The 25561-nt window shown below is 71.5% G+C and carries 22 protein-coding genes and 1 pseudogene; 8 read left to right on the plus strand and 15 right to left on the minus strand.

Annotated elements, in window-relative coordinates; genetic code table 11:
• Positions 1–218 precede the first annotated feature (218 nt).
• From ABT123_RS31535 to ABT123_RS31545, 3 genes and pseudogenes are all read right to left on the minus strand, one after another.
• Positions 219–749 (minus strand): annotated as a pseudogene (locus ABT123_RS31535) (lysophospholipid acyltransferase family protein); the annotation flags it as partial.
• Positions 746–1519, minus strand: coding sequence for a GNAT family N-acetyltransferase (locus tag ABT123_RS31540; protein WP_351320908.1), 774 nt, complete (start codon positions 1517–1519; stop codon positions 746–748). The gene ABT123_RS31540 and the pseudogene ABT123_RS31535, both read right to left, overlap by 4 nt.
• Positions 1520–1660: 141 nt before the next feature.
• The gene (locus tag ABT123_RS31545; protein ID WP_502971110.1) at positions 1661–2923 is read right to left on the minus strand and encodes an extracellular solute-binding protein; all 1263 of its coding nucleotides are present in this window, start codon (positions 2921–2923) and stop codon (positions 1661–1663) included.
• Positions 2924–3097: 174 nt separating this feature from the next.
• Here ABT123_RS31545 and ABT123_RS31550 point away from each other — a divergent pair, with 174 nt between their 5' ends.
• Positions 3098–3313 carry a dodecin gene (locus ABT123_RS31550; protein WP_351320910.1) on the plus strand — a complete coding sequence of 72 codons (216 nt, stop codon included), beginning with the start codon at positions 3098–3100 and terminating at the stop codon, positions 3311–3313.
• A gap of 92 nt (positions 3314–3405) precedes the next feature.
• Here ABT123_RS31550 and ABT123_RS31555 read toward each other — a convergent pair whose 3' ends face one another.
• Entirely contained in the window at positions 3406–3903 is a 498-nt protein-coding gene (locus ABT123_RS31555) for a phosphatase domain-containing protein (RefSeq protein WP_351320912.1), read from the minus strand.
• Positions 3904–4706: 803 nt separating this feature from the next.
• Here ABT123_RS31555 and ABT123_RS31560 point away from each other — a divergent pair.
• Positions 4707–5531 (plus strand): SAM-dependent methyltransferase, encoded by an 825-nt coding sequence (locus ABT123_RS31560; protein ID WP_351320914.1) that lies wholly within the window; start codon positions 4707–4709, stop codon positions 5529–5531.
• Here ABT123_RS31560 and ABT123_RS31565 read toward each other — a convergent pair.
• Together ABT123_RS31565 and ABT123_RS31570 are read right to left on the minus strand one after the other, a co-directional pair.
• A complete protein-coding gene (locus ABT123_RS31565; RefSeq protein ID WP_351320916.1) occupies positions 5492–6412 on the minus strand; it encodes a helix-turn-helix domain-containing protein in 921 nt (306 codons plus the stop codon). The two genes, ABT123_RS31560 and ABT123_RS31565, sit on opposite strands and share 40 nt — an antisense overlap.
• Positions 6413–6500: 88 nt before the next feature.
• The gene (locus ABT123_RS31570; RefSeq protein ID WP_351320918.1) at positions 6501–6743 is read right to left on the minus strand and encodes a DUF397 domain-containing protein; all 243 of its coding nucleotides are present in this window, start codon (positions 6741–6743) and stop codon (positions 6501–6503) included.
• 168 nt (positions 6744–6911) lie between these two features.
• Here ABT123_RS31570 and ABT123_RS31575 point away from each other — a divergent pair, with 168 nt between their 5' ends.
• The gene (locus ABT123_RS31575) at positions 6912–9314 is read left to right on the plus strand and encodes an excinuclease ABC subunit UvrA (protein ID WP_351320920.1); all 2403 of its coding nucleotides are present in this window, start codon (positions 6912–6914) and stop codon (positions 9312–9314) included.
• Between the two features lie 11 nt (positions 9315–9325).
• Here the strand turns inward: ABT123_RS31575 and ABT123_RS31580 are convergent, their stop codons facing one another.
• From ABT123_RS31580 to ABT123_RS31600, 5 genes are all read right to left on the minus strand, one after another.
• Positions 9326–9979, minus strand: a complete 654-nt coding sequence (locus ABT123_RS31580) for a hypothetical protein (protein WP_351320922.1) — start codon at positions 9977–9979, stop codon at positions 9326–9328.
• Positions 9980–10042: 63 nt separating this feature from the next.
• Positions 10043–11881, minus strand: coding sequence for a stealth family protein (locus ABT123_RS31585; protein WP_351320924.1), 1839 nt, complete (start codon positions 11879–11881; stop codon positions 10043–10045).
• Positions 11882–11992: 111 nt separating this feature from the next.
• Positions 11993–12760 (minus strand): succinate dehydrogenase/fumarate reductase iron-sulfur subunit, encoded by a 768-nt coding sequence (locus ABT123_RS31590; RefSeq protein WP_351320926.1) that lies wholly within the window; start codon positions 12758–12760, stop codon positions 11993–11995.
• Positions 12757–14724, minus strand: a complete 1968-nt coding sequence (locus tag ABT123_RS31595) for a fumarate reductase/succinate dehydrogenase flavoprotein subunit (protein ID WP_351320928.1) — start codon at positions 14722–14724, stop codon at positions 12757–12759. Before ABT123_RS31595 ends, ABT123_RS31590 begins: the two co-directional genes overlap by 4 nt.
• A 2-nt stretch (positions 14725–14726) precedes the next feature.
• Positions 14727–15413 carry a succinate dehydrogenase cytochrome b subunit gene (locus ABT123_RS31600; protein ID WP_351320930.1) on the minus strand — a complete coding sequence of 229 codons (687 nt, stop codon included), beginning with the start codon at positions 15411–15413 and terminating at the stop codon, positions 14727–14729.
• Positions 15414–15509: 96 nt separating this feature from the next.
• Here ABT123_RS31600 and ABT123_RS31605 point away from each other — a divergent pair, with 96 nt between their 5' ends.
• On the plus strand, positions 15510–16403 hold the full coding sequence (locus ABT123_RS31605; protein ID WP_351320955.1) for a LysR family transcriptional regulator: 894 nt from the start codon (positions 15510–15512) through the stop codon (positions 16401–16403).
• Here ABT123_RS31605 and ABT123_RS31610 read toward each other — a convergent pair.
• Positions 16389–17717 carry a serine hydrolase domain-containing protein gene (locus ABT123_RS31610; RefSeq protein WP_351320932.1) on the minus strand — a complete coding sequence of 443 codons (1329 nt, stop codon included), beginning with the start codon at positions 17715–17717 and terminating at the stop codon, positions 16389–16391. The genes ABT123_RS31605 and ABT123_RS31610 overlap by 15 nt on opposite strands.
• A 98-nt stretch (positions 17718–17815) precedes the next feature.
• Entirely contained in the window at positions 17816–18436 is a 621-nt protein-coding gene (locus tag ABT123_RS31615; protein ID WP_351320934.1) for a TetR/AcrR family transcriptional regulator, read from the minus strand.
• A gap of 145 nt (positions 18437–18581) precedes the next feature.
• On the opposite strand from ABT123_RS31615, the gene ABT123_RS31620 reads away from it, so the two are divergent.
• Positions 18582–19628 carry an FAD-dependent monooxygenase gene (locus ABT123_RS31620; RefSeq protein WP_351320936.1) on the plus strand — a complete coding sequence of 349 codons (1047 nt, stop codon included), beginning with the start codon at positions 18582–18584 and terminating at the stop codon, positions 19626–19628.
• Between the two features lie 44 nt (positions 19629–19672).
• Here the strand turns inward: ABT123_RS31620 and ABT123_RS31625 are convergent, their stop codons facing one another.
• Complete coding sequence (locus ABT123_RS31625) at positions 19673–21859, minus strand: putative bifunctional diguanylate cyclase/phosphodiesterase (RefSeq protein ID WP_351320938.1); 2187 nt, start codon at positions 21857–21859, stop codon at positions 19673–19675.
• Positions 21856–22680: an SAM-dependent methyltransferase gene (locus tag ABT123_RS31630; protein ID WP_351320957.1), complete on the minus strand. Its 825-nt coding sequence runs from the start codon at positions 22678–22680 to the stop codon at positions 21856–21858. Before ABT123_RS31630 ends, ABT123_RS31625 begins: the two co-directional genes overlap by 4 nt.
• Positions 22681–23535: 855 nt before the next feature.
• On the opposite strand from ABT123_RS31630, the gene ABT123_RS31635 reads away from it, so the two are divergent.
• From ABT123_RS31635 to ABT123_RS31645, 3 genes are all read left to right on the plus strand, one after another.
• Positions 23536–23706 carry a hypothetical protein gene (locus tag ABT123_RS31635; RefSeq protein ID WP_351320940.1) on the plus strand — a complete coding sequence of 57 codons (171 nt, stop codon included), beginning with the start codon at positions 23536–23538 and terminating at the stop codon, positions 23704–23706.
• Positions 23707–23779: 73 nt separating this feature from the next.
• A complete protein-coding gene (locus ABT123_RS31640; protein ID WP_351320942.1) occupies positions 23780–24550 on the plus strand; it encodes a bestrophin-like domain in 771 nt (256 codons plus the stop codon).
• 202 nt (positions 24551–24752) lie between these two features.
• Entirely contained in the window at positions 24753–25478 is a 726-nt protein-coding gene (locus ABT123_RS31645; protein WP_351320944.1) for a hypothetical protein, read from the plus strand.
• The last annotated feature ends 83 nt before the right edge of the window (positions 25479–25561 follow it).

A 25561-nucleotide genomic window follows, 5' to 3' on the forward strand; every position in this document is an offset into this window, starting at 1 on the left:
CGCCGGTCGGCGTGCCGGCCGGCCGGGATCCGCGGCAGCAGGGTGATCTCGGCGCGGATCCCGCGGGCGCGGGCGATCCGCCACAGGGAGGTGGTGAGCGGGTCGTCGCCGACGAAGGCGGGGGCTCCGGCGGTGCGCCCGTCGGCCAGCAGGTAGGCGATGTGGAGGGGCTGTACGGGGACCCGGGCGTCCAGGGCGGCCTGGAAGGCGGCCCGGCGGAAGCGGCCCTGGGCCCGGCCGCACCAGGTGCTGCCCTCGGGGAAGACGGTCACCCGGTCGCCGTGGAGCAGGGCGCGGGTGAGGGTGGCGATGGTGTCGGGCAGGGCCCTGATCCGGTCGCGTTCGATGAAGAGGGTGCCGGCCCGTGCGGCGAGCCGGCCCAGCACCGGCCAGCGGCCGATCTCGCTCTTGGCGAGCATCCGGCTGGGCAGAGCGGCGGCGACCAGGGGTATGTCGAGCCAGGAGATGTGGTTGGCGACGAGGAGCCGGCCGCCGTCGGGGCCGGGGCTGCCGTGCACGGCGACCCGGAGACCGAAGGCCCGCAGGAGGGCCGCCGACCAGGTGCGGATCACCCGGTGGCGGGGTCCGGGCGGGAGCAGCCGGACGAGTGGGGAGGTGGGGATGGCGAGCAGGACCAGGGCGACGGCGGCGGTGAGCCGGAGCAGTGCGCGCGGGGTGCCCGCGGCCGGGCCGTGGTGGGTGGCGCAGGCCGCGGGGGTGCAGGGGGCGGTGGGCAGCCAGGTGTTCATGCGGACGGGGCGAGGGAGAGGAAGTGCTTGAGGTAGCGGGGGTTGGTGCGGCGCAGGGAGAGCAGGACGTAGAGGTCGGCGCAGCCGAACTCGAGGTCGAGGGCGGGCTCCCCGCAGACCCAGGCGCCGAGCCGCAGGTAGCCGCGGAGCAGCGGGGGCAGTTCGATGCGCTCGGCGGGGGCGGGGAGGGCCGGGGTCCAGGGGCGGTGCGGGGTGACCCGGTACTCCTCGGGGGCGAGGTTGCGGGCGAGGACGGTCTCGCGGGTGGCGGTGGCGAGGACTCCGCCGTCGGAGAGGGGGATGGAGCAGCAGCCGGCCAGCCAGTTGTGGCCGGTCCGGTCCATGTAGCGGGCGAGGCCGGCCCAGATCAGGGCGATGACGGCGCCGTTGCGGTGGGCGGGGTGGACGCAGGAGCGGCCGACCTCGACCAGGTCGGGGCGGATGGGGTCGAGGGCGGAGAGGTCGAATTCGCCGTCGGAGTAGAGGCGGCCGGCGATGGCGGCGCGCTCGGGCGGCAGCAGCCGGTAGGTGCCGACGACCTGCTCGGTCTCCTCCTCGATGACGAGCAGGTGGTCGCAGTAGGCGTCGAAGGCGTCGGAGTCCAGGCCGGGCTCGGGGCCGTCGAGGCGGGCGCCGAGCTCTCCGGCGAAGACCTGGTGGCGCAGCTGCTGGGCGGCGCGCACCTCGGACTCGTTGCGGGCGAGCCGTACGGCGTACCGGGGGGCGACCGGGGTGAGCGGCTGGACGGGGGACAGCGGGGCGATGGTCATGGCGGCTCCTGGTCCGGACTCGGGAGCCAGGCCGGCGGTGGTGGACTGGCTCTCCTCTACTTTTTCCGTGACCGGCTGGATTCGACGTGACCTCATGGCGGCAGGTGGATGTGCGGACGCTGAATGGCGGGATTCGGCCGCTCAGCGATCGGAGCTGAGGACCTTGCTGATCGCTTGGGATGCCGTCTTAGCAGCCTGTTCGGGGTCCTGGCCGGTGAGGACGGCCGTCATGTATGGCTTGATCGGGTTCTTCGCCTCGACCTCGGCCCAGCGGGGGGACTTGGGGGTGGCGCGGCCGTGGGCGGCGCCGAAGGTCATGGCGGTGGCGCCCTCGTTGCCCTGGACGATGTGGGCGAGGCTGGTCTTGTTGGGGACGTAGCTCATGGTGCGGGCGAGTTCGGTCTGCCACTTCTCGCTGACGAGTGCGGTGATCACATCGACGGCGGCGCTCCGGTTCCCGGTGTTCTCCGGGATGATCAGGTCCGAGCCTCCGGTGAAGACGGCGCCGGGCTTGTCGGAGGTCTTGCCGGGTACCGGGAAGAAGCCGAGCTTGCCCTTGAGGGCGGGGTTGGCCGCTTCGATCTGGGCGACCTGGCCGGGCGGGGCGATGATCTGGGCGACCTGGCCGCGGGCGAAGACCTCGGACTGCGGGGGCGTTTCCTCGTCGGCGTTGTCGGGGCCCTCGCCGAGGGCGTGCAGCTGCTTGTAGAAGTCCATGCCGGCGAGGGCCTGTTCGCTGTCGAGTGCGCCGGTCCACACTCCGCCGCCCTCGACGGCGAGTTCACCGCCCTCGTCCCAGATGAACCCGGCCAGCACGTACCAGTTCTGGCCGGCCAGGTAGATGCCCTGCTGGTCGCCCTTGTCGAGCTTCTTTGTCGCCGTCAGCCATTCCTGCCGGTTCTTCGGCAGGTCCTTGATGCCGGCGGCGCCGAAGAGGTCCTTGTTGTAGATCACCACGCGGTTGGCGGCGTACCAAGGGACGCCGTACTGGGCGCCGTTGACGCTGCCGGGGTCGGCGAGGCCCTTGAGCCAGTCCTTGCTGCCCCATTCGCGGACTGCTTCGAGGGTCACCTCGGAAAGGCCGCCGGTCTCGATGTACCGGGCGACCTGGGTGTTGCCGACCTCGATGACGTCGGCGCGGTCCGTGGCGGTGCCCTTGAGGACGCCATTGACCTTGTCGCCGATGCCGGTCCACTCCTGGATCTCTATCTCCAGGTCGATGCCCGGGTGCTCCCGTTCGTAACTCTCGGTGAACTTCTGGATGAAATCGTCCGAGGCGCTGCCCTTCATGAGCCAGAGCGTCACCTTTTCGGCCTCTTCGTCCGATCCGGGCAGCATGCTGCATGCCGTGAGGGAGGTCGCCGCAACGAGGGCGGTGCACACGGCAAGGAAGCGCATCTTCACGAAGGTCACCTTCTGGGGTCGAACCAAGATGGCTTGAAATTGGCATAGACCAACTGTCGGATCAAGAGCCTTTCGCCGGGGATTCTCTACGCATATCTCGCGGACCGGACCGTACTGGGGCACCGTGGAACAAGGTACGGATCAAGGCACCGCTCACACCGTCGGGAGAACTCCATGTCCAACCACACCTACCGCGTGACCGAGATCGTCGGGACCTCCCACGAAGGCATCGACCAGGCGATCCGCAACGGCATCGCCCGGGCCGGGCAGCACCTGCGCAACCTCGACTGGTTCGAGGTCACCCAGATGCGCGGGCACCTCGAGAACGGCGAGATCGCGCACTACCAGGTGGGTCTGAAGGTCGGCTTCCGCCTCGACGAGGAAGGCTGACGCACTCGCCGGCGGGCGGGCGCGGGGCGGGCAGGGACCAGGCGGGGCGGGCAGGGGCCAGGCGGGGCAGGCGGGGGCAGGCGGGCCGGGCCTCAGGTCCGGCCCTCGCCCTCCTGCGCCTGCTGCAGCTCCGGGGCCTCGGCCGCCCAGTCGGCGAGCACCACCGTGAACCCGGCGGCCCGCGCCGCCTGGCAGACCAGTTCGTCGTCGTCCACCAGCATCCGCACCTCCCGGCCGCGGGCGATCCGGCTCAGCACCTCCAGCTTGGTGACCCGGGCCGGCCGGCGGTCCGCATTGCCGCGCATCCACACCCGCCCCTCGGGCAACCCGTGCCGCTCCAGCCACTCCAGGGTGTCCCGGCGGCACCGTTCCGGGCGCCCGGTCAGGTACGCCACCTCGCAGTCGGCGGCGCTTTCCAGCGCCAGCGCCACCCCGCGCGGCAGCGGCGGGTCGGCCGGGGCCGCGGCGAAGAACCCGGCCCAGTCCCGGGGCCGGCGCTCCAGGAAGTGCTGCCGGTGCGCGGTGTCGGCCAGGGTGTTGTCGAGGTCGAAGACGGCCAGCGGCCGTCGCGTGGGGCTTGATTCGCTCATACGTGCCAGCCTAGAAGGCCGCCCGGCAGCCGGCGGACGCACCCGGGGCGGGTTCGTGTGTCTCCCGTGACGTTGCATATGCACGATCCGGAAGAGGCGCCTGGGACAGGGCGCGTCATCAGAGAAAACGATTCGCTCACCCCTGAGGGTGAAGTTTCGCGCGCCGCCACCGCTCGGAAATTCTGCTGGACAGAGGGGCTTTCCCGAACACAGGGCCGCCCATCTGGGCTTCTGTGGTAGTTGACGTTGACACACAGATCATCCGTCCATCCACTTTCCCATTCTGCTTCCTCGGGGAGCTTTTGACGGGACGTCGCCAGGGGCCGCCGCCGGGTAGATTCACCTCCCCACCCACAACATGGCAACGGCCCCGGGCGCGGACACGCCCAGGGCCGTCTGCCGAGCCAAGGAGGACACCCTTGACCGACTCGTTACGCCGTCTGATCTCCGCCTTGCACGCATGGATCACGGCGCTACGTACGCGGATTATCCCGCAGCTCCCCCATCCGCAAACAGAGTTGCGCATGCCGTCCGGATCTCCTTCCTTCGGTGCCTGCATGGGGGTCAGCCTGGCCCTCTACCTGGCGGTGGGACCGGGCGCGCTCCAGGTCATCGGGCTCGCGCTGGCCCTGCGGGCGTTCGGCCGGCAGGCCGGCTGAGCGTGCGCGACGGCCGGGGCACCCCCCTCGGGGTGCCCCGGTCGTGCTCACCCCATCAGGGGACGGCGCAACAACAAGAACCCCTCTAGCATGGGCACTTCGAAACCAGGGCAACTCCTGACCAGGGTTGAGGGGCGGGTGCCGATGCACCACGACGTGCGCAGACCGAACGTCGCGCGGATCTACGACTGGCTGCTCGGCGGCATCGACAACTATCCGCCCGACCAGCGGGTCTGCCGCGATCTGCTCGACATCGCCCCCGGTTCCCGCGCCGCCGCCCGCACCAACCGCGCCTTCCTGAGCCGGGTCGTCGAGGTCCTCGCGCGGGAGCACGGAGTCCGCCAGTTCCTGGAGCACGGCTGCGGACTGCCGGCCGGCGACAATGTCCACGAGGTGGCCCAGCGCGTCGATCCCGGATCCCGGGTGGTGTACGTGGACAACGATCCGCTGGTCGTGGCCCACGCCCGGGCCCGGCTGGTCGAGAACTCCCGTACCGCCGTGGTGGATGCCGATGTCCGCGACACCGACGCCATCTTCGCCGACCCGGCGGTCCGGCGGCTGATCCGGCCGGGAGAACCGACTGCCGCCCTGTTCGTCTCGGTCGCCCAGTGCCTCGGCGACGAGGACGTGGCCGCCATGATCGAGCGGGTGAAGCAGCGGCTGGGGCCGGGCGGCTTCCTGGTGATGAGCCAGCCCACCAGCCCGGACCCGGAGGTGCGCAGCCGGGTCACCGCCCTGATGCGGGAGGCCACTTCGGGACAGTGGGGCCGACTGCGCGACACCGAGGACGTACGCGGCTGCCTGGCCGGACTCGACATCATCGGGCCCGGCCTCGGCGATGTCGCGGACTGGCTGCCCGAGCGGCGCCGCGGAATCCGCGCACAGGAAGCCGAGTTGATCGCATGGGGCGGGGCCGGGCGGCTGCCCCGTCAGAGCCCGGCCGGCGACGCCGCCAGCCGCTTCTCGTAGTGGGCGATCCGCTCGTCGAGCACGGCCAGGGTCTCCTCCCAGCCCAGCGAGCGCTTCATCAGCTCGCCCAGGATCCAGCGGTAGCGGTACACCTGGTCGGGTGTGGTCACGTAGTCGGCGCTCTCCATCTGCTCCACGTAGACGAGTTCACCCGGACCGTCGTCCTCGAACTGCAGGTGGGTGACCGGAAAGCTGGGGGCGAAGCCGACGTCATCGTGCTCGTACGGCAGCACCCGGACGCTCGCCCTGGGCATGTCCTCCCCCGCGATCGTACGCAGCCACTTGAGCTGTTCGCACATGACCGCGGCCCCGCCCACGGGTCTGCGCAGCACGCTCTCGTCGAGGATCGCGATGAGCTCCGGCCGCCGCGGTTTCTCCAGCAGCGCCTGCCGGTCCCGGCGGACCCGTACGTAGCGCTCGACCTCCACCTGGTCACCCTGCTCACCGACGGCCAGGCCGACCAGCGCCCGGGAGTAGTCCCTTGTCTGCAGCAGTCCGGGCACCACATGGGTCTCGTACGCCATGATCCGTGCCGCCTCGCCCTCCAGCATGATGAGCCGGCGGAGGAACCCGGGGGTCAGGTCGCTGTACTTGCGGCGGCCCTGGTGTTCGGCCAGGACCTGGCTGAGCAGTTCGTGGATCTCGTCCTGACCGGCTTCGTCGACCCGGTAGTGCCGCACCAGGTCCCAGACGTCCTTCTCCCTCGGCGGGCTCTCGCCGCGCTCCAGCCGGCTCAGTTTGGAGGAGGATCCCCGGATCTTCTCCGCCGCCTCCATCAGCGACATGCCCGCGTCGGACCGGTGCTTCCGCAGCCGCTCGCCCAGGGAACGCGCGGCCAGCTCCCGGCCGGCGGCGCTGACGGACGAACGGCCGACGGGCATGCGTGCTCCTTGCTGACTGAGAACCACTTCAGCGGCACAGTCTGGAACCCGCACACCCGCCCCTTCAAGCATTGGCCATGGAATGACCCTATGCGCCGACCTCGTGCAGGTGGTCGAATTCTCCGGCCCCCGCACCCGCCGCAAAGGCCGTCATTTCATCCTGGGTGAAGATCAGCGCCGGGCCGGCCGGAAACCGGGAATTGCGCACCGCGAAGTCACCGCCCGGCAGCGCGGCCACCTCCACGCAGTTGCCGATCCCCGAACTGGCCGTGCTCTTCACCCACCGCACCGACGGAATGCTGTCGGCCGCCACACCGTTCTCGAACCGCATATCGCCCACCTTTCCCAATTCCCATATACGGCTACCCACCCATCCCATATGCAACGATTATGGGGCGGATTACGGGATGAGCGTAGTCAGGTGCCTCCGCCACGTAACTCCCCCGAACGAGTGCCCCGGCCCGGAGCGAGCTGACGGACATCCCCTAAACTGGGGCGAATGCACCAGCCCACCGACACCGACGCATACATCCGCGTCCGGGGCGCCCGGGAGCACAATCTGCGCGGGGTCGACGTGGACATTCCGCGCGACGCGCTGACCGTGTTCACCGGAGTCTCCGGATCCGGCAAGTCCTCCCTCGCCTTCGGGACCGTCTACGCGGAAGCCCAGCGCCGCTACTTCGAGTCGGTGGCGCCGTACGCCCGGCGGCTGATCCACCAGATCGGGGCGCCGAAGGTGGACTCGATCACCGGGCTGCCGCCCGCCGTCTCGCTGGAGCAGCGGCGGTCCGCGCCCGGATCGCGGTCCTCGGTGGGCACCGTCACCCTGCTCTCCAACTCGCTGCGGATGCTGTTCTCCCGGGCCGGCCACTACCCGCCCGGGGCCGAGCGGCTCGACTCGGACGCCTTCTCGCCAAACACGGCCGCCGGGGCCTGCCCCGAATGCCACGGCCTCGGACGGATCCACCGCACCCGCGAGGAACTGCTGGTGCCCGACCCGGGGCTGACGATCCGCCAGGGTGCCATCGCAGCCTGGCCCGGGGCCTGGCAGGGGAAGAACCTGCGGGACATCCTCGAGGCGCTCGGCCACGATGTGGACCGGCCGTGGCGGGAACTGCCGGCCGAGGAGCGGGAGTGGATCCTGTTCACCGAGGAGCAGCCGGTGGTGACCGTGCATCCGGTGCGCGATGCCGACCGGATCCAACGCCCTTACCAGGGCACCTATATGAGCGCCCACCGCTGGGTGATGCGGACCTTCGCCGACAGCAAGAGTGCCGGCCTGCGGGCGCGGGCGGAACGATTCCTCATGGACGCGCCGTGCCCGGTGTGCCGGGGCAGCCGACTGCGGGCCGAGGCACTCGCGGTGACCTTCGGGGGCCGCACCATCGCCGAGCTGGCGGCGCTGCCGCTGACCGAGCTGGACGAGGTACTGAAGGGCGTGCCGGTGGAGGAGGGGCCGGGCAGCGGCGAGGCCGCCCGGGTGCTCACCGCGGACCTGCGCTCCCGGATCCGCCCGGTCACCGAGCTGGGCCTGGGCTATCTGAGCCTGGACCGGACCGCGCCGAGCCTGTCGGCCGGCGAGCTCCAGCGGCTGCGGCTGGCCACCCAGCTGCGGTCCGGGCTGTTCGGGGTGGTGTACGTACTGGACGAACCCTCGGCAGGCCTGCATCCGGCAGACACCGAGGCGCTGCTCGGGGTCCTCGACCGGCTGAAGGACGCTGGGAACACGGTGTTCGTGGTGGAGCACCACCTGGACGTGGTGCGGCACGCGGACTGGCTGGTGGACGTGGGGCCGCTGGCCGGGGAGCACGGCGGGCGGGTGCTGCACAGCGGGCCGCCGGCGGCGCTCGCTGGCCTGGCGGAGTCTGCCACCGCCCGCCATCTGTTCGCGCCGCCGGCCGCTGCCGGGGCGGGGCGGCCGGTGCGCAGTCCGTCCGGGTCGCTGCGGGTGTCCGGGGTGCACCGGAACAATCTGCGGGACCTGTCCGCGGAGTTCCCCCTCGGGGTGTTCACGGCGGTCACCGGGGTCTCGGGGTCGGGGAAGTCCACGCTGGTGGGGAGCGTGCTCGCGGAGGCGGCGGCCGGGCGGATCGCCGGCGGGGACGGGGGCGCGGGGTTTCCCGTACGGCGGCTGGTGGAGGTGGACCAGAAGCCGATCGGCCGGACCCCGCGGTCCAATCTGGCCACCTACACGGGCCTGTTCGATGTCGTCCGCAAGCTGTTCACGGCGAGCGAGGAGGCCCGGGCCCGCGGCTGGAAGGCCGGCCGGTTCTCCTTCAACGTGGCGGGCGGGCGGTGCGAAACCTGCCAGGGCGAGGGTTTCATCTCGGTGGAGCTGCTGTTCCTGCCCAGTACGTACGCCCCGTGCCCGGAGTGCGCGGGCGCCCGCTACAACGCGGAGACCCTGCGGGTACGGCACCGGGGCCTGAACATCGCCGAGGTGCTGGGGCTGACCGTGGAGTCGGCCGCGGAGTTCTTCGCAGACATCCCGGCGGCGGCGCGCAGCCTGCGGGCGCTGGCGGACATCGGCCTCGGCTATCTGCGGCTGGGCCAGCCGGCCACCGAGCTGTCGGGCGGCGAGGCGCAGCGGATCAAGCTGGCGACGGAACTGCAGCGGCTGCGCCGGGACCACACCCTGTACCTGCTGGACGAGCCGACCACCGGGCTGCACCCGGCGGATGTGCAGGTGCTGCTGCGGCAGCTGCACGGGCTGGTCGACGGCGGGCACACCGTGGTGGTCGTGGAGCACGACATGGCGGTGGTCGCGAGTGCGGACTGGGTGATCGACCTGGGCCCCGGCGGCGGCACGGCAGGCGGCCGGGTGGTGGCTTGCGGCCCTCCGGCCGAAGTGGCCCGCACCCCCGGCAGCCGCACGGCCGAATACCTCGCCCGCGCGCTGTAACCGGACACCCCCTACGCGTCGCCGGGGAGGAGGCGTTGGCCCAGTTCGCGGAAGGTCCATTCGCCGCGGCGGCGGGTGAACAGCCATACCAGGTCGTGGCGGTCCGGCCAGCCGGCCGGGACGGACGGCACCCGGTCCGCGCCCAGTGCGTGGATCAGCCGGGGGACGCCGGTGTGTTCCCAGCAGATCAGGACCGGTGCGGGTGCAGCCAGGGCGGCGCGGGCCAGGGCCGCCTCCTTGCCGGCCGGGATCTGCGCACGGACCGGCAGGCCCAGCGCCTCGGCCAGGCCGGCCACGGTCTGCCGGGACCGGGCGATCGGACCGGCCGGGGCGAAGACGGCGGCCGGCCGGGGCAGCAGGGCCCCGCGGTCCGGTGCGAACAGCCGGTGCAGTTCCTCCGCGCGGCGGTGCCCGCGGCCGGCCAGCGATCCGGGGTCGTCGTTGCCTTCCTCGTCCTCGCCGGTGTCACCGGCGTACGGCTTCTCCGCGTGCCGGATCAGCATGATCAGGGTGTCCTTGGCACCCGGCTGCGGCGGACCGGCCGCCGGCCCGCGGGCGGCGGGGTCCGCTGCGGAAGAGCAACCGGACAGCCCGGCGGCCAGTGGGGCGAGCGCGGCCAGCACGGTGCGGCGCCGGGGGCCGGCCGGGGAGGATGCGTCTGCCATGGGCCACACTGTCGCCCATGCCCGGGAGCCCCTCGGGGCGCGGCACGTCGTACGGGGTGCCGGTCAGCCGATCGGCGCACCCGGCCCGGCCCCGGCGGTCCTTGCGGCCCCGGCAGCCCCGGCCCGGTCGTCCGGCTGCTCGTACGGCGAGGGCACCGGGTAGTACGCCTCCAGGAAGGCGGCCACGGCCCGCTGCTGCTCGGCCGGGGTCAGCTCGTCCCCGGCATCGTCGGCGAGGCAGAAGGCATCGGCCCAGCGGTGGTGGACCAGGTCCGGGAGCCGGTGGATGTCGTCCTTCCAGCCGGTGCCGAAGTACTCGTGGGCGAGGTCGCCCTCCACGGCGCGGCCGGTGGCCAGGCCGAGGTGCACGGCCAGGGTGACCGGGGCCAGGTCGGTGGCGCTGCGGAAGGCGGAGCGGCTGGTGGCGGCGAGCTGCTCGGGGAAGCGCTCCTCCGCGTCGGTGCACAGGGAGCGGCTCAGCGCGTACGGGGTGTGGGCCAGGATGCGGACGTACGTACGGCCCGCGGCTTCTTCCACCGCCTGCCGGGTGGCCTTCTGCGAGGCGGTGTAGACGTCGTCCTCGGCGCCCTGCACGTCCGGCGGGATGGCCCGCCAGTCGTGGATGACCTTGGGCAGTCCGGAGGGGAGGAAGTAGGTGCCGGGCTGCTGGGGGCGGCCTATGAAGATGTCGTCGTTGAAGTAGAGGAAGTGCTCGGCCAGCCCGGGGATGCGGTGCAGCTGGCTTTCGATGGCGTGCGAGTTGAAAACGGGGAGGGCGGCCGGGTCGGCGAAGAGCTCCTCGTGGCGCACCACGGTGAGGGCGGGGTGGTCGGTGAGCAGCCAGTCGGGGGTGGGGTTGTCGGTGACCAGGAAGATCCGGCGGATCCAGGGCGCGTAGGCGGCGATGGCGCGCAGGCAGTAGCGCAGCTCGCCGCGGTCGCGGTAGCGGTGGTCGGCGTCGTCGACGGGGGTGGTGTTGTCCTTGCCGCTGCCGTTGCCGTCCAGGGCCGCGCGGGCCTGCTGCCGGCGCCGGTTCCATTCGGGGTCGGCGGCGTCCACCCAGGTGATCACGGCATCGACGGGGAAGTCGACGTCGGAGGCGAAGCTGCGGGCGAAGGCGTCGACGACCGGGTAGTCGCGGTCTGCGACGCGGGTGGTGGCGGTGGCCTTCAGGGAGGGCACCCACCAGCCGTAGGGGGTCTCGCGGAGGGCGGCGATGCCGCCGGTGCCGTCGCCGTCCGGGTCCCAGAACTCCAGCTCGCAGCCGTGGTCGGAGCCGTAGTACAGGGTGCGGCCGGTGGTGATGGTGGGCTGGTAGAGCCGGAGTCCCTTGACGCGTACGGAAGGCGCCTGGTCGGAGTCGCCGGCGGCCTCCCCGGCTTCTTCGGGCCGGCTTTCGGCCTCCGCGACCGCCTCCGCGAGGCGTTCCGCCAGGACGTTCCCGAGCTCCCCCTCGTCGCCGAGGAGCTGCGCGTACACCGGCAGGCCGGTGAACGCCTCGGCCCAGGCCTTGAGCGCCGGCTCCCGGTCGCCGGGGGCGACCGCGACGCGGTGCAGCAGGCCGCCGTCCGGTACCAGGCCGTAGGAGAGTCCGGCCGCCTCCAGGACCTCGGCGGCGGCGCGCAGGTTGTCGTCGCGGGCGGCGCCGGGCAGCAGGTCGTCGCGGACCCGGGCGAGCCGGCCGCGGTGGCGGATCACGCCGGGCAGTGCCTCCAGCAGCTCGTCCTCGCGGCTCTTCGGCGGCGCGGGCGCGGCATCGGCCGGGTCGGTGAGCCGTTCCCGCTGGTCCGCGGCGGGCTGGGCCGGTACGGCGGGCCGGAGGACGGCGCCGGCCACCGGGGTCCGGCGCAGGACCGCCCGCGCCACACGACGGAGCTTCTTCGGCAGCGGCAGGCGGGTCATGCCTCGCATCGGTCACCTCATGGGTACGTGCCAGTTGCTGGGCACCCGAGGTGACGGGACCTGGCAGGGGCGGATGCCGTGTTCACCCCCACCATTCCTTCCGTTCATGATTCACGCAAGTGGCGGTACCGATCTACCGCCGCCCTTGCGTACGGCGCGCAGCCACTCCCGGTTCATTGCGGCGATGGACGGCAGCGGGATGCCCTTGGGGCAGGCCGTGGCGCATTCACCGGTGAGGGTACAGCCGCCGAAGCCCTCCGCGTCCATGGTTGCCACCATGTCCAGCACGCGGGACTCGCGCTCGGGCGCACCCTGCGGCAGCACGTTGAGGTGGTTGACCTTGGCGGAGGTGAACAGCATCGCCGAGCCGTTCGGGCAGGCCGCCACGCAGGCCCCGCAGCCGATGCACTCGGCGTGTTCAAAGGCGGTGTCGGCGTCCGCCTTGGGCACGGCGGTGGCGTGGGCCTCGGGGGCCGAGCCGGTCGGGGCGGTGATGTAGCCGCCGGCCTGGATGATCCGGTCGAAGGCCGTCCGGTCCACGACCAGGTCCTTGACCACCGGGAAGGCCGCGGCCCGCCAGGGCTCGACGTCGATGGTGTCGCCGTCGGCGAAGGAGCGCATGTGCAGCTGGCAGGTGGTGGTCCGCTCGGGGCCGTGGGCGTCCCCGTTGATCACCAGGCTGCAGGCTCCGCAGATGCCCTCGCGGCAGTCGTGGTCGAAGGCGACCGGGTCCTCGCCGCGCAGGATGAGGTCCTCATTAAGGGTGTCGAGCATCTCCAGGAAGGACATGTCTGCGGAGATGTCCTCGACCTGGTAGGTGACCATGCTGCCGGGGGCGTCGGCGTCGGGCTGCCGCCAGACGCGCAGGTTGAGCTTCATGCGTAGCTCCGCTGGGTGGGGTGGACGTACTCGAAGACCAGGGTTTCCTTGTGGAGGACGGGCGCAGAGCCCGTACTTGTGAACTCCCAGGCGGCGGCGTAGCCGAACTCCTCGTCCCGGCGGGCGGCCTCGCCGTCCGGGGTCTGGGACTCCTCGCGGAAGTGGCCGCCGCAGGATTCCGCGCGGTGCAGGGCGTCGAGGCACATGAGCTCGGCGAGCTCGAGGTAGTCGACGATGCGGTTGGCCTTCTCCAGTGACTGGTTGAACTCTTCGCCGCGGCCCGGGACCTTGATCCGGCGCCAGAACTCCTCGCGGATCTCGGGGATGCGGGCCAGGGCCTTGCGCAGCCCGGCGTCGGTGCGGGCCATACCGCAGTACTCCCACATCAGCTCGCCGATCTCGCGGTGGAAGGAGTCGGGGGTCCGGTCGCCGTCCACGGCGAGCAGCCGCTCGATGCGCGCGCGGGTCTCGTCCACGACGGCCTGCGCTTCGGGGTGGCCGGCGTCGACGGTGTCGTGGTGCGGGTGGCGGGCGAGGTAGTCGTTGATGGTGGAGGGGAGGACGAAGTAGCCGTCGGCCAGGCCCTGCATGAGCGCGGAGGCGCCGAGGCGGTTGGCCCCGTGGTCGGAGAAGTTGGCCTCGCCGATGGCGAACAGGCCGGGGACGGTGGTCTGGAGGTCGTAGTCGACCCAGAGGCCGCCCATCGTGTAGTGCACGGCGGGATAGATCCGCATCGGGACCTCGTACGGGTTCTCCGCGGTGATCCGCTCGTACATGTCGAAGAGGTTGCCGTACTTCTCGGCGACCTTGTCCCTGCCCATGCGCCGGATGGCATCGGCGAAGTCCAGGTAGACGCCCTGGCCGCCGGGGCCGACGCCGCGGCCCTCGTCGCAGACGTTCTTGGCGGCGCGGGAGGCGATGTCGCGGGGGACGAGGTTGCCGAAGGAGGGGTAGATGCGCTCCAGGTAGTAGTCGCGCTCCTCCTCGGGGATCTCGTGGGCGGGGCGGGTGTCGTCTTTGGCCTTGGGGACCCAGATGCGGCCGTCGTTGCGCAGCGACTCGCTCATCAGGGTCAGCTTGGACTGGTGGTCGCCGGTGCGCGGGATGCAGGTGGGGTGGATCTGGGTGAAGCAGGGGTTGCCGAAGTACGCGCCGCGCCGGTGCGCCCGCCAGACGGCGGTCGCGTTGGAGTTCATGGCGTTGGTGGAGAGGTAGAAGACGTTGCCGTAGCCGCCGGAGGCGAGGACGACGGCGTCCGCGAAGTACGGGGTGATCTCGCCGGTGACCAGGTCGCGGGCGACGATGCCGCGGGCCCGGCCGTCGACGACGATCAGGTCGAGCATCTCGGTGCGCGCGTGCATCTCGACGTTGCCGGCGGCGATCTGCCGGGACAGCGCCTGGTAGGCGCCGAGGAGGAGCTGCTGGCCGGTCTGGCCGCGGGCGTAGAAGGTGCGGGAGACCTGGACCCCGCCGAAGGAGCGGGTGTCGAGGAGGCCGCCGTATTCGCGGGCGAAGGGGACGCCCTGGGCCACGCACTGGTCGATGATCTCGACGGATATCTGGGCGAGGCGGTGGACGTTGGACTCGCGGGCGCGGAAGTCGCCGCCCTTGACGGTGTCGTAGAAGAGGCGGTGGATGGAGTCGCCGTCGTTCCGGTAGTTCTTGGCCGCGTTGATGCCGCCCTGCGCGGCGATGGAGTGGGCGCGACGGGGCGAGTCGGAGAAGCAGAACTGGACCACGTGGTAGCCCTGTTCGGCGAGGGTGGCGCCGGCGGCGCCGCCGGCCAGGCCGGTGCCGACGACGATCACGGAGTGCTTGCGCCGGTTGGCGGGGTTGACCAGTTTGGCCTCGAAGCGGCGGCGGTCCCAGCGGTCGGCGATCGGCCCTTCGGGGGCCTTGGTGTCGGCGAGGGGCGCGCCGGTGGCGTAGTCGGCGTACTTGGCGTGCTTGGCGTGGGTGTTCATGGTCAGTTCACCAGTCCGGTCATGACGGCGATGGGGACGGAGACGAAGCCCGCGGTGAGAACGAGGGCCAGCAGGTTGGCCAGGGTCTTGAGCAGCTTGTCGCGGCGGGCGTTGCCGGCGCCGAGGGTCTGGGCGGCGCTCCAGAAGCCGTGCCGGACGTGCAGGCCCATGGCGGCCATCGCGGTGAGGTAGATCGTGTTGCCGTACCAGGTGGAGAAGGAGGCGACCACGTTCTCGTACGGATGGCCCTCCAGGGCCCGCTCGTTCACGGTGAGGGTGGTCAGGTCGAGGATGTGCCAGACGATGAAGAGCCCGAGGATCACCCCGCCCCAGCGCATGGTGCGGGTCGCATAGCTCGCGCGGCGGCGCTTGTGCGCGTACTTCACCGGGCGGGCCTTGATGTCACGGCGGCTGAGCTGGTACGCCGAGACCCCGTGGGCGATCACGGCGGCGAGCAGGACCACCCGGGCGGTCCACAGCCCCCAGTGGCTGTGCAGGAAGGGCTCCCCCATGTGCCGCAGCCAGCGGCCGTAGGCGTTGAACTCGTCCGGGCCGAAGAAGATCTTCAGGTTGCCGAGCATGTGCACGACCAGGTAGCCGAGCATGATCAGCCCGGACACCGCCATCACGGTCTTCTTGCCGAGGGTGGAGTTCCAGAGGGAGGGAGGCGTTCGCGTTGCCAGAGCCATGTCTTCGACGGTAGGGACGGAGGGCCCGAAAGGTCCAAGACATGATGACGGTCATCTTGATAGGCAATATCTATGCTGGTGCCTATGCTGGTTTTCATGCAGTTCCAGCAGCTGGTGTATTTCGTGGCCGTCGCCGAAACCCGCCACTTCACCCGTGCCGCCGAGCGCGTACACGTGGCCCAGCCCTCCCTGTCGCAGCAGATCAAGGCGCTGGAGCGGGAGCTCGGCGCGGAGCTGTTCAGCCGGGCCCGGGGGAACGTCCAGCTGACGGATGCCGGTGAGGCGTTGCTGCCGCTGGCCCGGCGGATCCTCGCGGATGCCGACACGGCACGGCTGGAAGTACAGGAACTGGCGCAGTTGCAGCGCGGGCGGGTGCGGCTGGGGGCCACTCCGAGCCTGTGCACCGGGCTGCTGCCGGGGGTGCTGCGGGCCTATCACTCCGCGCATCCGGGGATCCAGCTGCTGATCGAGGAGAGCGGGTCCCACGATCTGGTGCGGGAGCTCGCCCGCGGGGCGCTGGACCTGGCTCTGATCGCCCTGCCGCTGCCGCCGGCCGCACCCGCCCTGACCACCGTGGAACTGCTGACGGAGGACCTGGTGGTGATCTCCTCCGCCGCCCTGCCGCCGCCGGGCGGCGGCGGGCCGCTCACCATCGGCGGTCTGCGGGACGAGCCGATGGTGATGTTCCGGCACGGCTACGACCTGCGGGAACTGACCGTGGCCGCCTGCCGGGCGGAAGGCTTCGAGCCGGTGTTCACGGTGGAGGGCGGCGAGATGGACGCGGTCCTGGGCTTCGTACGGGCCGGGCTCGGGCTCGCGGTGGTCCCGGCGATGGTGGGCGAGCACGCCGGGCCGGGGGTGCGGGTGACCGGGCTGGCCGGGTCACCGCTGCAGCGCACGATCGCGCTCGCGCACCGCACGGACGTGGGCCCGCCGCGTGCGGCGCGCGAACTGAAGCGGATGCTGCTGGCCGGGTCAGGAGGCGGGTGAGGCGGGGGGCGGGGACGACGGGGGCTTGGTGCCCTGCTGGACTGCCGGCGGCAGGTTGTACACGTGGTCCGGGGTGACGATCTGGGTGATCGCCTGCCCGAAGAGGGTGCTCGGCTCCTCCTGCTGCGGCCCGTACGAGATGTCGGTGTTGAGCATCACCACCAGGGTGGCCTGCTCCTCGGGCAGGTACATGGTGATCGTCTGGTAGCCCGGCAGCGAGCCGTTGTGGCCGATCCAGCCCTGTACGTCGAAGATGCCCAGCCCGTATCCGGCGCCGGGGATGACGGTGGGCGGGGTGGTGAGCCGCTGCTTCTGCATCTCGGGGCTGATCATCCGCTTGCCGTCCGGGAAGACTCCGGTGGCCACGGTCTTCCCCCAGCTCCGCAGGTCGCGCAGGTCGGAGATCATGGCGCCGGCCGCCCAGCCCCAGGAGGGGTTCCAGTCGGTGGCGTCCTCGGTCTTCCCGGAGGCGGTCTGGTTGGTGTAGCCCTGGGCGTGCGGGGCCGGGAACTCCGCACCCTGCGGGAAGCTGGTCCGGCTCATCCCGGCGGGGTTCAGGATGTGGTCGCGGATATAGGCGCCCAGGGGCTGACCGGAGATCTTCTCGACCACCAGGCCGAGCAGGATCAGGTTGGTGTTGGAGTAGTTGAACTCCGTGCCGGGCTCGAACAGCACCGGCTTGGGCGCGTCGAAGGCGTAGCCGAGCAGTTGCTGCGGGGTGAAGGAGCCCTGCGGGTCGCTGGTCAGCGCCTTGAAGAAGGAGTCGGTCTGGGTGTAGCTGAGCAGTCCGCTGCGCATGCCCGCCAGTTGTCGCAGGGTGACCCGGTCCCCGTTGGGAACGTCGGCAATGTACTTGCCTATGGGGTCGTCCAGGCCGACCTTGCCCTGCTCGGCGAGCTGGAGCAGGGCCGTCACGGTGAACATCTTGGTCTCGCTGCCGATCCGCTGGTACACGTTCGGCGTCATCGGCGCGCCGGTGAGCTTGTCGGCCACGCCGAAGGCCCGTACATACGCGCCCTTGCCGGGGGCCCAGAGCCCCACGACGACGCCGGGGACCGCGGCCTTCTTCATCACGTCCCGGACCGCCGCGTCCAGCTTGGCCTTCACCGCGTCGTCGAGCACCGGGAAGTCGCCGGCGGGAGAGGGCTGCGCGGTGGCGGTCGGCTGCGGGGTGGGCTGCGCGGCGTACGTGGCAGCACCGGACACCGGTACGGCCACTGGTACGGCCAACAGCCCTGCCGCGGCGAGCCCCACGCACGCCCTGCGGCACACCGACACCGTGAGACGACTCTTCTGCGGATGCGTATGGCTCACGGCAGCCTCCTGCCAGACGAGGACAGCGCCCCCGTATCAGGCTAGGTGCGGCTGCGCACCCCCGCACGGCGACCGGGTGAACGCCCCCGCAGCCCCGGTCACAGCCCGTCGGCGAGCATCCCGAAGGCCCGGTCGGCGTCGGCGACCGCCTCGGGGTGGCATTCGTCGGCGCTGCGGCCGGCGGCTATCCGGCGAAAGTTCTGCCTGCCGAGCTCCTGCCGGGTCGTCACCATGTGGCAGGCCGCGAGCCGGGCGGCGAAGGGGTTGTCGTACTCGGCCTGCAGGACCTCGGCGAGGAGTTCGACCTCGCGAGCGGTGTAGTGCGTGAGGCGGGAGGCCAGGCCCGGCGAGGAGTACACGAGGCGCTGGAAGGAGATGACGTCCGGAATGTCGTTCAGGCCGGTGATCGGATCGCGGTTGCCGAGGGCCTCGAGGAAGTGCCGGTGCAGGGCCTGGACGGGGTCGACGCCCTCGGGGCGGTCGCGGACGATGCGGGCGGCCTCGTCCTGGTGGTCGGCGAACCGGTCCAGGAGCAGGTCCTCCTTGGTCGGGAAGTAGCGGAAGAGGGTCGGCTTGGAGACCTCCGCCGCGACGGCGACGTCCGCCACCGAGACGGCCTCGAAGCCGCGCTCGAGGAACAGCTCCAGCGCGGTGGCCGCCAGATGACGGCGGGTGCGCATTTTCTTGGTCTCCCGCAGCCCGGGGGTGGTGGTCTCCATGCGTCCGAGGCTAGCACAGGAGCGTGACCGGGTTAATTTTGTTCCTCAAAAAATTTCGTTACCGGGTTGCATTTTCGGCTCGGAGGGGCTTTCCTTGAGTCATCGAGTCATCGAGTCATCGAGTGAGAGACGAGGGGGAACTGCCATGACGGACGTTCTGATCGTGGGCGCCGGTCCGACCGGCCTGACGCTCGGCTGCGAGCTGGCCCGGCGCGGCATCGGGGTGCGGATCGTCGACCGGCGGTACGCACCGCACCGGGAGTCGCGCGGCAAGACGCTCAACGCCGGCGGACTGGCGGTGTTCGCGGAGCTGGGCATCACCGCGGCCATCACATCCATCGGCCATCAGGACCTGGTCTTCCGGAAGTACTTCGACGGAGCACACATCGCCGACACCGCGGTCGAGGGCACCTTGTCCATCGGTCAGTGGCAGATCGAGGAGGTGCTGCGCGAGCGGCTGGCCGAGCTGGGCACGGCGGTCGAGTACGGCGCCCGGGTCGTCTCGATCACGCAGGACGCGGACGGGGTGAGCGCGACCCTGGAGGACGGCCGGACGGTGCGCGCCCGCCATCTGGCCGGCTGCGACGGCGGCGGCAGTCCGGTCCGCCGCCTGCTCGGGATCGCCTTCGAAGGGCACACCGAAGACGAAGGGCTCATGGTGGTCGGCGATGTCCGGGCGCCGGGGCTCGGCCGCGATGTCTGGCACCAGTGGTTCACCTCGGACGGAGCGGCCATGATGCTCTGCCCGATACCGCAGACGGAGATCTTCCAGTTGCAGGCCTCGCCGGAACGCGACGCGGAGGGGCGCCCGTTGCCGCCCTCGGCGGAGGGTTTCCAGCGCCTGTTCGAGCGGCACGCGCGGATGCCCGGCATCCGGCCGGTCGATCCCAGCTGGCTCTCGACCTGGCGGGTCAATGTCCGGATGGCCGAGCGGATGCGCCGGGGCCGGGCCTTCCTGGCCGGCGATGCGGCACATGTCCATCCGATAGCCGGAGGCCTCGGCATGAACACCGGCATCCAGGACGCCGCGGCCCTGGCCCGCGCATTGAGCGGGGAGACACCGCTCGAGGCGTACGAGGCGGCGCGGCTGCCGGCCGCCGCCCATCTGCTGGCCGACACCACCAGCCGTCTGCAGCGGGTCCTGGAGGCGGTCCGCACCCCCGGCATCGGGACGGAGGCGGGGCTGGGATGACCGCATCGACGACCGGCAGGGGGGTGATCGGACGTGCCGGGTGGTCAGACGAGGGGGACGGCGTCCGAGAGGGACAGGGCGTGGATGCGGTCCGCGGAGCCCGGGCGGGCGTAGTACCAGCCCTGGGCGGTGTCGCAGCCGAGGGCGCGGAGCTGGGCGGCCTGGGCGCCGGTCTCGACCCCCTCGACGGTGACGGCCAGCGAGAGGCTGTGGGCCAGGGCGACGATGCCCTCCACGATCTTCACGTCCACGGGATCGGCCGGCAGCCGCTGCATGCTCTGGGTGAAGGAGCGGTCCAGCTTGAGCACGCTCACCGGCAGGCGGCGCAGATTGGCCAGGTTCGAATAGCCGGTGCCGAAATCGTCGAGGGCGATGTCCACGCCCAACGCAGCGAGCCGGCGCAGCGGTTCGAGGAGTTCGTCGTCCGCGCCTATCAGGGCGGATTCGGTGACCTCCAGGCAGAGCGCGCCGGGAGCCAGGCCGGAGTTCTCCAGCACGGCCACCGTGTCGGCCACCAGGCCGGGGTGGTGGAGCTGGGTGGGCGAGAGGTTGACGTTGATCCGCAGGGGACCGCCGTGCTCGCGCTGCCAGCTGCGGGCCTGGCGGACTGCCTCCTCCAATACCCAGCGGCCCAGCGGGACGATCAGCCCGGTCCGTTCGGCGAGCGGGATGAAGCGGTCCGGGCCGAGCACCCCGTACTGCGGGTGCGACCAGCGGACCAGGGCCTCCGCGCCGTGCACGCTGCCGTCGTGCAGGTGCACCAGCGGCTGGTACTCGATGAAGAACTCGCCCCGCTCCAGGGCGGCCGGCAGGGCGTTCGTCAGGCCGTGGCGGGTGATGGCCCGGGCGTCCGCCTCCTCGTCGGCGAATTCGAAGCGGTTGCCGCCCGCCGCCTTGGCCCGGTACATGGTGATGTCGGCGCTGCGCAGCACCTCGGCCGGGGTGCGCTCGCCCGCCATGCCCTCGACGATGCCGATGCTGCCGCGGACGGTCAGCTCCCGGCCCTCCAGCCGGATCGGGGTGGAGAGCGAGGACAGGATGCGGACGGCGAGGTCGGTGACCTTCCGTTCGGAGCCCGGGCCGGTGGTCAGGGCGACGAACTCGTCGCCGCCCAGGCGGGCCACCACCTCGCCGGGGCCGGTGGCGCAGCTCTGCAGCCGGTCCGCGACCTCCACCAGCAGCCGGTCCCCCGCCGAGTGGCCGAGGCTGTCGTTGACCGCCTTGAACCCGTCGAGGTCCAGATAGCAGAGGGCGAAGTGGGTGCCCTCGGCGGCGGCCAGGGCCTTCTCCAGCCGCTCGAAGAACAGGGTCCGGTTGGGCAGGCCGGTGAGCGCGTCGTGGGTGGCCTCGTAGCGGAGGCGGAGGTTCAGCAGGCGCCGCTCGGTGGTGTCCTCCATCAGGGCCAGCTGGTACTGCGGACGTCCCTCGGCGTCGCGCAGCAGGGAGACCGTCAGATTGGTCCAGAGCACGGTGCCGTCGTGCCGGTAGTAGGGCTTCTCGACCCGGTAGTGCTCGCGCTCGCCGCGGACCAGTTCGCCGTACAACTTCCAGATGTGCGGGGCGTCGTCGGGGTGTCCCCACTCGCTGACGTTGCGCCCCCGGACATGGCCTTCCAGGCCGCCGAACATCCGCAGCAGGGTGTCGTTGACCTCCAGGACGTTGCCTTCGAGGTCGGCGATGCCGATGCCGATGGCCGCGCCCTCGAAGACCGCGCGGAAGCGGGCCTCGCTGGCGTGCAGGGCCTGCTGGGCGTCGGTACGGGCGGTCATCGCGGAGCGGGCGATGGCCTCCTGCTCGCTGAGGGTGCGCTCGCGCAGGGCCCGGGCGAAGCCGGCTGCGATCCCGTGCTGGAGGCGGGCGCAGCGGGCCCGGTACTCCTCGGCGGTCTCGGCGCCGGCGCCCTCCGGCCCGCAGTACAGGACCAGATAGGCCTCGACCACGCCGAGGGTGCCGGCCAGCGCTTCCGGGTCGGTGCAGTGGACGGCGACCAGTTCGGCGCCGATCCGCTGGCCGACGGCCGGTTCGAAGGGGCGGGCGTGCAGGGCCTCGGCGAGGGTGCGGGCGAGCGGCAGGAGGTGCTGCTCGAACTCGGGCCGGGTCAGCGAGGTGGCCGTGACCGGGAAGATGGCCCTGCTCCAGATGGTGGCGAACCGTCCGATGCGGTCCTCGGAGCCGCCGGGAACGGGAGCGGCTGCCTGCACCGTGCCCGAGGTCTGCGCCGGAACTCTCACGCCTTGCGTCCCACGCCGCCGAAGCCCGAGAACGCGTACGCGTCCTCTTCCTGCGGCCCGCCGTCCGCCGGGCCGTCCGGGCGCCAGTTGGGCATCGGCACCAGACCCGGCTCCAGGAGCTCGAACCCGTCGAAGAAACCGCTGATTTCGGTGCCGGTGCGCATGACGAGCGGGTTGCGGATGTCCTTGTACACGGTCACGACCCCGCCGGCCACCTCCTGGGTGAGCGGGATGCCCTCGTAGGAGGCGTGGGTGAGGACGAGCAGGCTGCCGGGGGCGAGCGCCTCGCGCAGTTCGGCGACAGCCGCGTACGGCTCGTCCGCGTCTTCCAGGAAGTGCAGGACGGCGACCAGCAGGAGGGCGACGGGCCGGTCCAGGTCCAGCAGGCCGGTGACCTCGGGGCTGTTCAGGATCTCCCGCGGTTTGCGGAGATCGGCCGCGGCGATGGCGGACCGGTCGTCTCCGGCGAGGACGGCCTGGCTGTGGGCGACGGCCACCGGGTCGTGGTCGACGTAGACGACCCGCGCCTCGGGGCTGGCGGCCTGAGCCACCTCGTGGACATTGCCGAAGGTGGGGATGCCGGAGCCGATGTCCAGGAACTGGGTGATGCCCTCGGCGACCGCGTGCCGTACGGCCCGGCGCATGAATGCCCGGTTGGCCTGCATGATCTTGGGCAGGCCCGGCATGAATTCCATGGCCCGGCGGGCCGCCTGACGGTCGACCTCGAAATTGTGCGATCCGCCCAGGTAGTAATCGTAGATGCGGGACACACTCGGCACCGATATGTCGATACCTGCCGGGGCCCAGGCGGGGCGCTCCATCGGGGCCTCCAGGATGTCGTCGATGGTCTGGTCCAGGTGGGTCGGACTGCTGTCCGAGCCGAATGTACTGATCATTGCCCAACAGGGCGAGCAAAAGCGGAAATTGGCGGTCCGTTCTTCGTCACACACCAAAGCGCCTCGCGCCCCCCGAGGATCCACCCCAGCAAGGATTGATCGAAACCGACAAATCCCTTTTGGGAAATGGAAGGTGAAGGATGATGCGCGATCGATCGCTGGCTCAAACCTCTACGGTCCGATCTCCGCCCGTTCAGGCGAACCCCGCCCGCTCCGGGCGTGCGCGGCGGCGTCCTGGCCCATGCTCGCCGGGTGAAGAGAGCCTTGACCAGGCATCTGCCGGGGGTCGCAGTCCTGCTGTGGGCGGCGCTGTCCACGGTGCCCGCCGTGGCCGATAGCTGTGCCTACGCGAGCGTCGAATCCGGGACCGGCGGGACGGCCCTCACCGTGGTCGCGATCGCCGGAAACGGTGGCCGCGGCGGAGGGCACGGACACGGCCATGGTGGCGGACATCACGGTGGCCACCACGGCGGGCACCACGGCCGCCCCCACTGCCCTCCCCCGCCACCACCACCCTGCCCCACCCCGACCCCGGAACCCACCCCGACCCCAACCCCCAAGCCCACTCCGACCCCGACCCCGAAGCCCACGCCCACCCCGCCGCCGAAGCCCACTCCCCCACCACCGCCCAAGCCCGCGCCGAAGCCCCCGCCGAAACCTGCCCCGGAGCCTCCGCCGCCGCCCGCGCCGGCCCCCAGGCCGACCCCGGCGTACCGGGCACCCGCGCCCCCGCCGCCACCGCGGCCCGCGCCGCCCCGGCACCGGGCGACCCCGCCGCCGGTGGCGCTCCCACCGCCCGCACCTGCACCCGTGGCCGCGGCCGTGGCCCGGCCGGCGTACCGCCCTCTGGCCCGCAAGAAGCCTGTGGAGCACCGGATTTCCCCGGTGACCTTCACGCTGTTGGTCACCGCGCCCGCGGTGTTCGCGATCGTCGCGCTGCGCCCGCGCTGACTTCCCCGCGTCTCCTGCGTCTTCTGCGTCCTTGGCGTCTTCTGCGTTCCCTGCGTGCCCTCTTGGAGTTCAGTTGTCGGAATGGCTCGTCCTGTCGATCGCGATGGCCGCGGCCTGCGCCGTGGTCCTGTCCATCGCGTTCTTCAACCACCGGCGGATCGGCGAAGACGACGATCCCAACGAAACCCCGGACGTCATCGAGTACATGACGATGATGATCGGCGTGATCTACGCGATCGTCCTCGGCCTGGCCATCGCCGGCGTCTGGGAGGCCCGGGGCGGCGCCCAGGAATACGTGCGCCAGGAGGCCCAGGCCCTGCACGAGGTCAGCATCCGCTCCCAGGTCTACCCGGCGGAGGTGCGGGCGAAGATCCGCTCCGATGTCGACGCCTACGTGACGTACGTGGTCGGAACCGAATGGAAGGAGATGGCCGACTCGGGCCGGATCACCGACAAGGGCACCGAACTGCTGGAACGTATCCGCCGTGATGTCACCGACTACCAGCCGCAGACCGACCACGAGGGACAGGCCTACCAGCCACTGGTCGACCAGGTCGCAGCCGCCGACGACGCACGCAGCGGCCGGGCCCAGAGCGCCGGGGCCACCATGCCCGGGGTGGTGTGGTTCGGGCTGATCATCGGGGCCCTGGTCACGGTCGGCATGATCTTCGCTCTGCAGATCCGGCGCTCCTTCCGGGAGCTCGTGCTGGCCGGCCTGTTCAGTGCGCTGATCGCCTTCCTGCTCTTCCTCATCTGGGACTTCGACGCCCCGTTCAGCCGCGGCATCGCGGCGACCGCCGAACCCTTCCTCCAGCAGTTCCCGCATCTGGAACTGGGCGGCTGACCTCCCTCGTGCGCACCCGCCCGGCCCCCGCCCAAACGGTGGCCGGGCTCCGCGTCCCCGGTTCGGCGGACAACAATGCCCCATTCGCCCGGTCCTGATCGCGGGTGCCGATGGACCCACCTAGCGTGGCGGACATCGAGGTGCACGACCCCCCACGTGCGGAAACCATTCCGCAGCTGCCCCTCGGGGATCCGGAGACAACATGGGCGCGATACGCAGCTCCGCCACAGCCCTGCTCGCCGCCGGCGCCACGGCCGCCGCGGGCGCCGTACTCGTCCTGAGCACTTCCGCCACCGGCCCGGACACCGATCCCGCCGGAGGGCCGCCCGCCGCGCGCAAGGTCACGTTCGGCTTCGCCATCATCCCCTCCACGGTCGAACCGGGCGGCACCACGGAACTTTCGGTCACCGCCTGCGACGCCGCCTTCGCCACCGTCTCCTCCGGGGTCTTCGACTCCGTGAGCATCCCGCGCGGCCAGACCGTACGCGTCACCATCGACCGGGACGCCCGCCGCGGAGCGCAATATTCCGTCGCCTTCACCTGCAACGGCGAGACCGGATCCGCGGACCTCACCATTGCCGGTGGCGTCAGCATGCCCACCGCCCAGTCCACCGCCACCGACCGGCCCGCCGCGAACGCCCTGCCCCGCACCACCACGGGCGCCAAGGAAACGACGGGACCGACGGAGCCAACGCGAACGACGCCCACCACCGGCACCACCGACACCACGCGCACCACCAGGGCCGCCGCCGGCACCACCCCAGCAGCCACCCTCGGGGTGCGCGGCGGGGTCGGCGGCAGCGTGGCCGGCCTGGACCCCGCCGAGATCGGCGCAGGTGCCGTGCTCGTCCTGGCCGCGGTGGCCGGTACGGCGTACGCGGTCCACCGTCGCAACGCCAGCACCGCAGGCCCCACCCGCAAGCACTGACCCCGTCCGCTCCCACCGCCCCCGGAACCGCGCGGGGGGGCGGCGGCCGCCGGCGCCCAGCGCGGGGTCCCCGGGGGGCCCGG

The organism is Streptomyces sp. NPDC002054, assembly GCF_040296685.1.
GTDB lineage: Bacteria > Actinomycetota > Actinomycetes > Streptomycetales > Streptomycetaceae > Streptomyces.

Coding starts and splice junctions, on each gene's coding strand:
- ABT123_RS31570 (WP_351320918.1), bottom strand. CDS start 6,743: ATGCGGTTCGAGAACGGTGTGGCGGCCGACAGCATTCCGTCGGTGCGG.
- ABT123_RS31630 (WP_351320957.1), bottom strand. CDS start 22,680: ATGGAGCGCCCCGCCTGGGCCCCGGCAGGTATCGACATATCGGTGCCG.
- ABT123_RS31605 (WP_351320955.1), top strand. CDS start 15,510: ATGCAGTTCCAGCAGCTGGTGTATTTCGTGGCCGTCGCCGAAACCCGC.
- ABT123_RS31575 (WP_351320920.1), top strand. CDS start 6,912: ATGCACCAGCCCACCGACACCGACGCATACATCCGCGTCCGGGGCGCC.
- ABT123_RS31550 (WP_351320910.1), top strand. CDS start 3,098: ATGTCCAACCACACCTACCGCGTGACCGAGATCGTCGGGACCTCCCAC.
- ABT123_RS31585 (WP_351320924.1), bottom strand. CDS start 11,881: ATGACCCGCCTGCCGCTGCCGAAGAAGCTCCGTCGTGTGGCGCGGGCG.
- ABT123_RS31615 (WP_351320934.1), bottom strand. CDS start 18,436: ATGGAGACCACCACCCCCGGGCTGCGGGAGACCAAGAAAATGCGCACC.
- ABT123_RS31555 (WP_351320912.1), bottom strand. CDS start 3,903: ATGAGCGAATCAAGCCCCACGCGACGGCCGCTGGCCGTCTTCGACCTC.
- ABT123_RS31540 (WP_351320908.1), bottom strand. CDS start 1,519: ATGACCATCGCCCCGCTGTCCCCCGTCCAGCCGCTCACCCCGGTCGCC.
- ABT123_RS31620 (WP_351320936.1), top strand. CDS start 18,582: ATGACGGACGTTCTGATCGTGGGCGCCGGTCCGACCGGCCTGACGCTC.
- ABT123_RS31590 (WP_351320926.1), bottom strand. CDS start 12,760: ATGAAGCTCAACCTGCGCGTCTGGCGGCAGCCCGACGCCGACGCCCCC.
- ABT123_RS31565 (WP_351320916.1), bottom strand. CDS start 6,412: ATGCCCGTCGGCCGTTCGTCCGTCAGCGCCGCCGGCCGGGAGCTGGCC.
- ABT123_RS31645 (WP_351320944.1), top strand. CDS start 24,753: ATGGGCGCGATACGCAGCTCCGCCACAGCCCTGCTCGCCGCCGGCGCC.
- ABT123_RS31595 (WP_351320928.1), bottom strand. CDS start 14,724: ATGAACACCCACGCCAAGCACGCCAAGTACGCCGACTACGCCACCGGC.
- ABT123_RS31600 (WP_351320930.1), bottom strand. CDS start 15,413: ATGGCTCTGGCAACGCGAACGCCTCCCTCCCTCTGGAACTCCACCCTC.
- ABT123_RS31580 (WP_351320922.1), bottom strand. CDS start 9,979: ATGGCAGACGCATCCTCCCCGGCCGGCCCCCGGCGCCGCACCGTGCTG.
- ABT123_RS31560 (WP_351320914.1), top strand. CDS start 4,707: ATGCACCACGACGTGCGCAGACCGAACGTCGCGCGGATCTACGACTGG.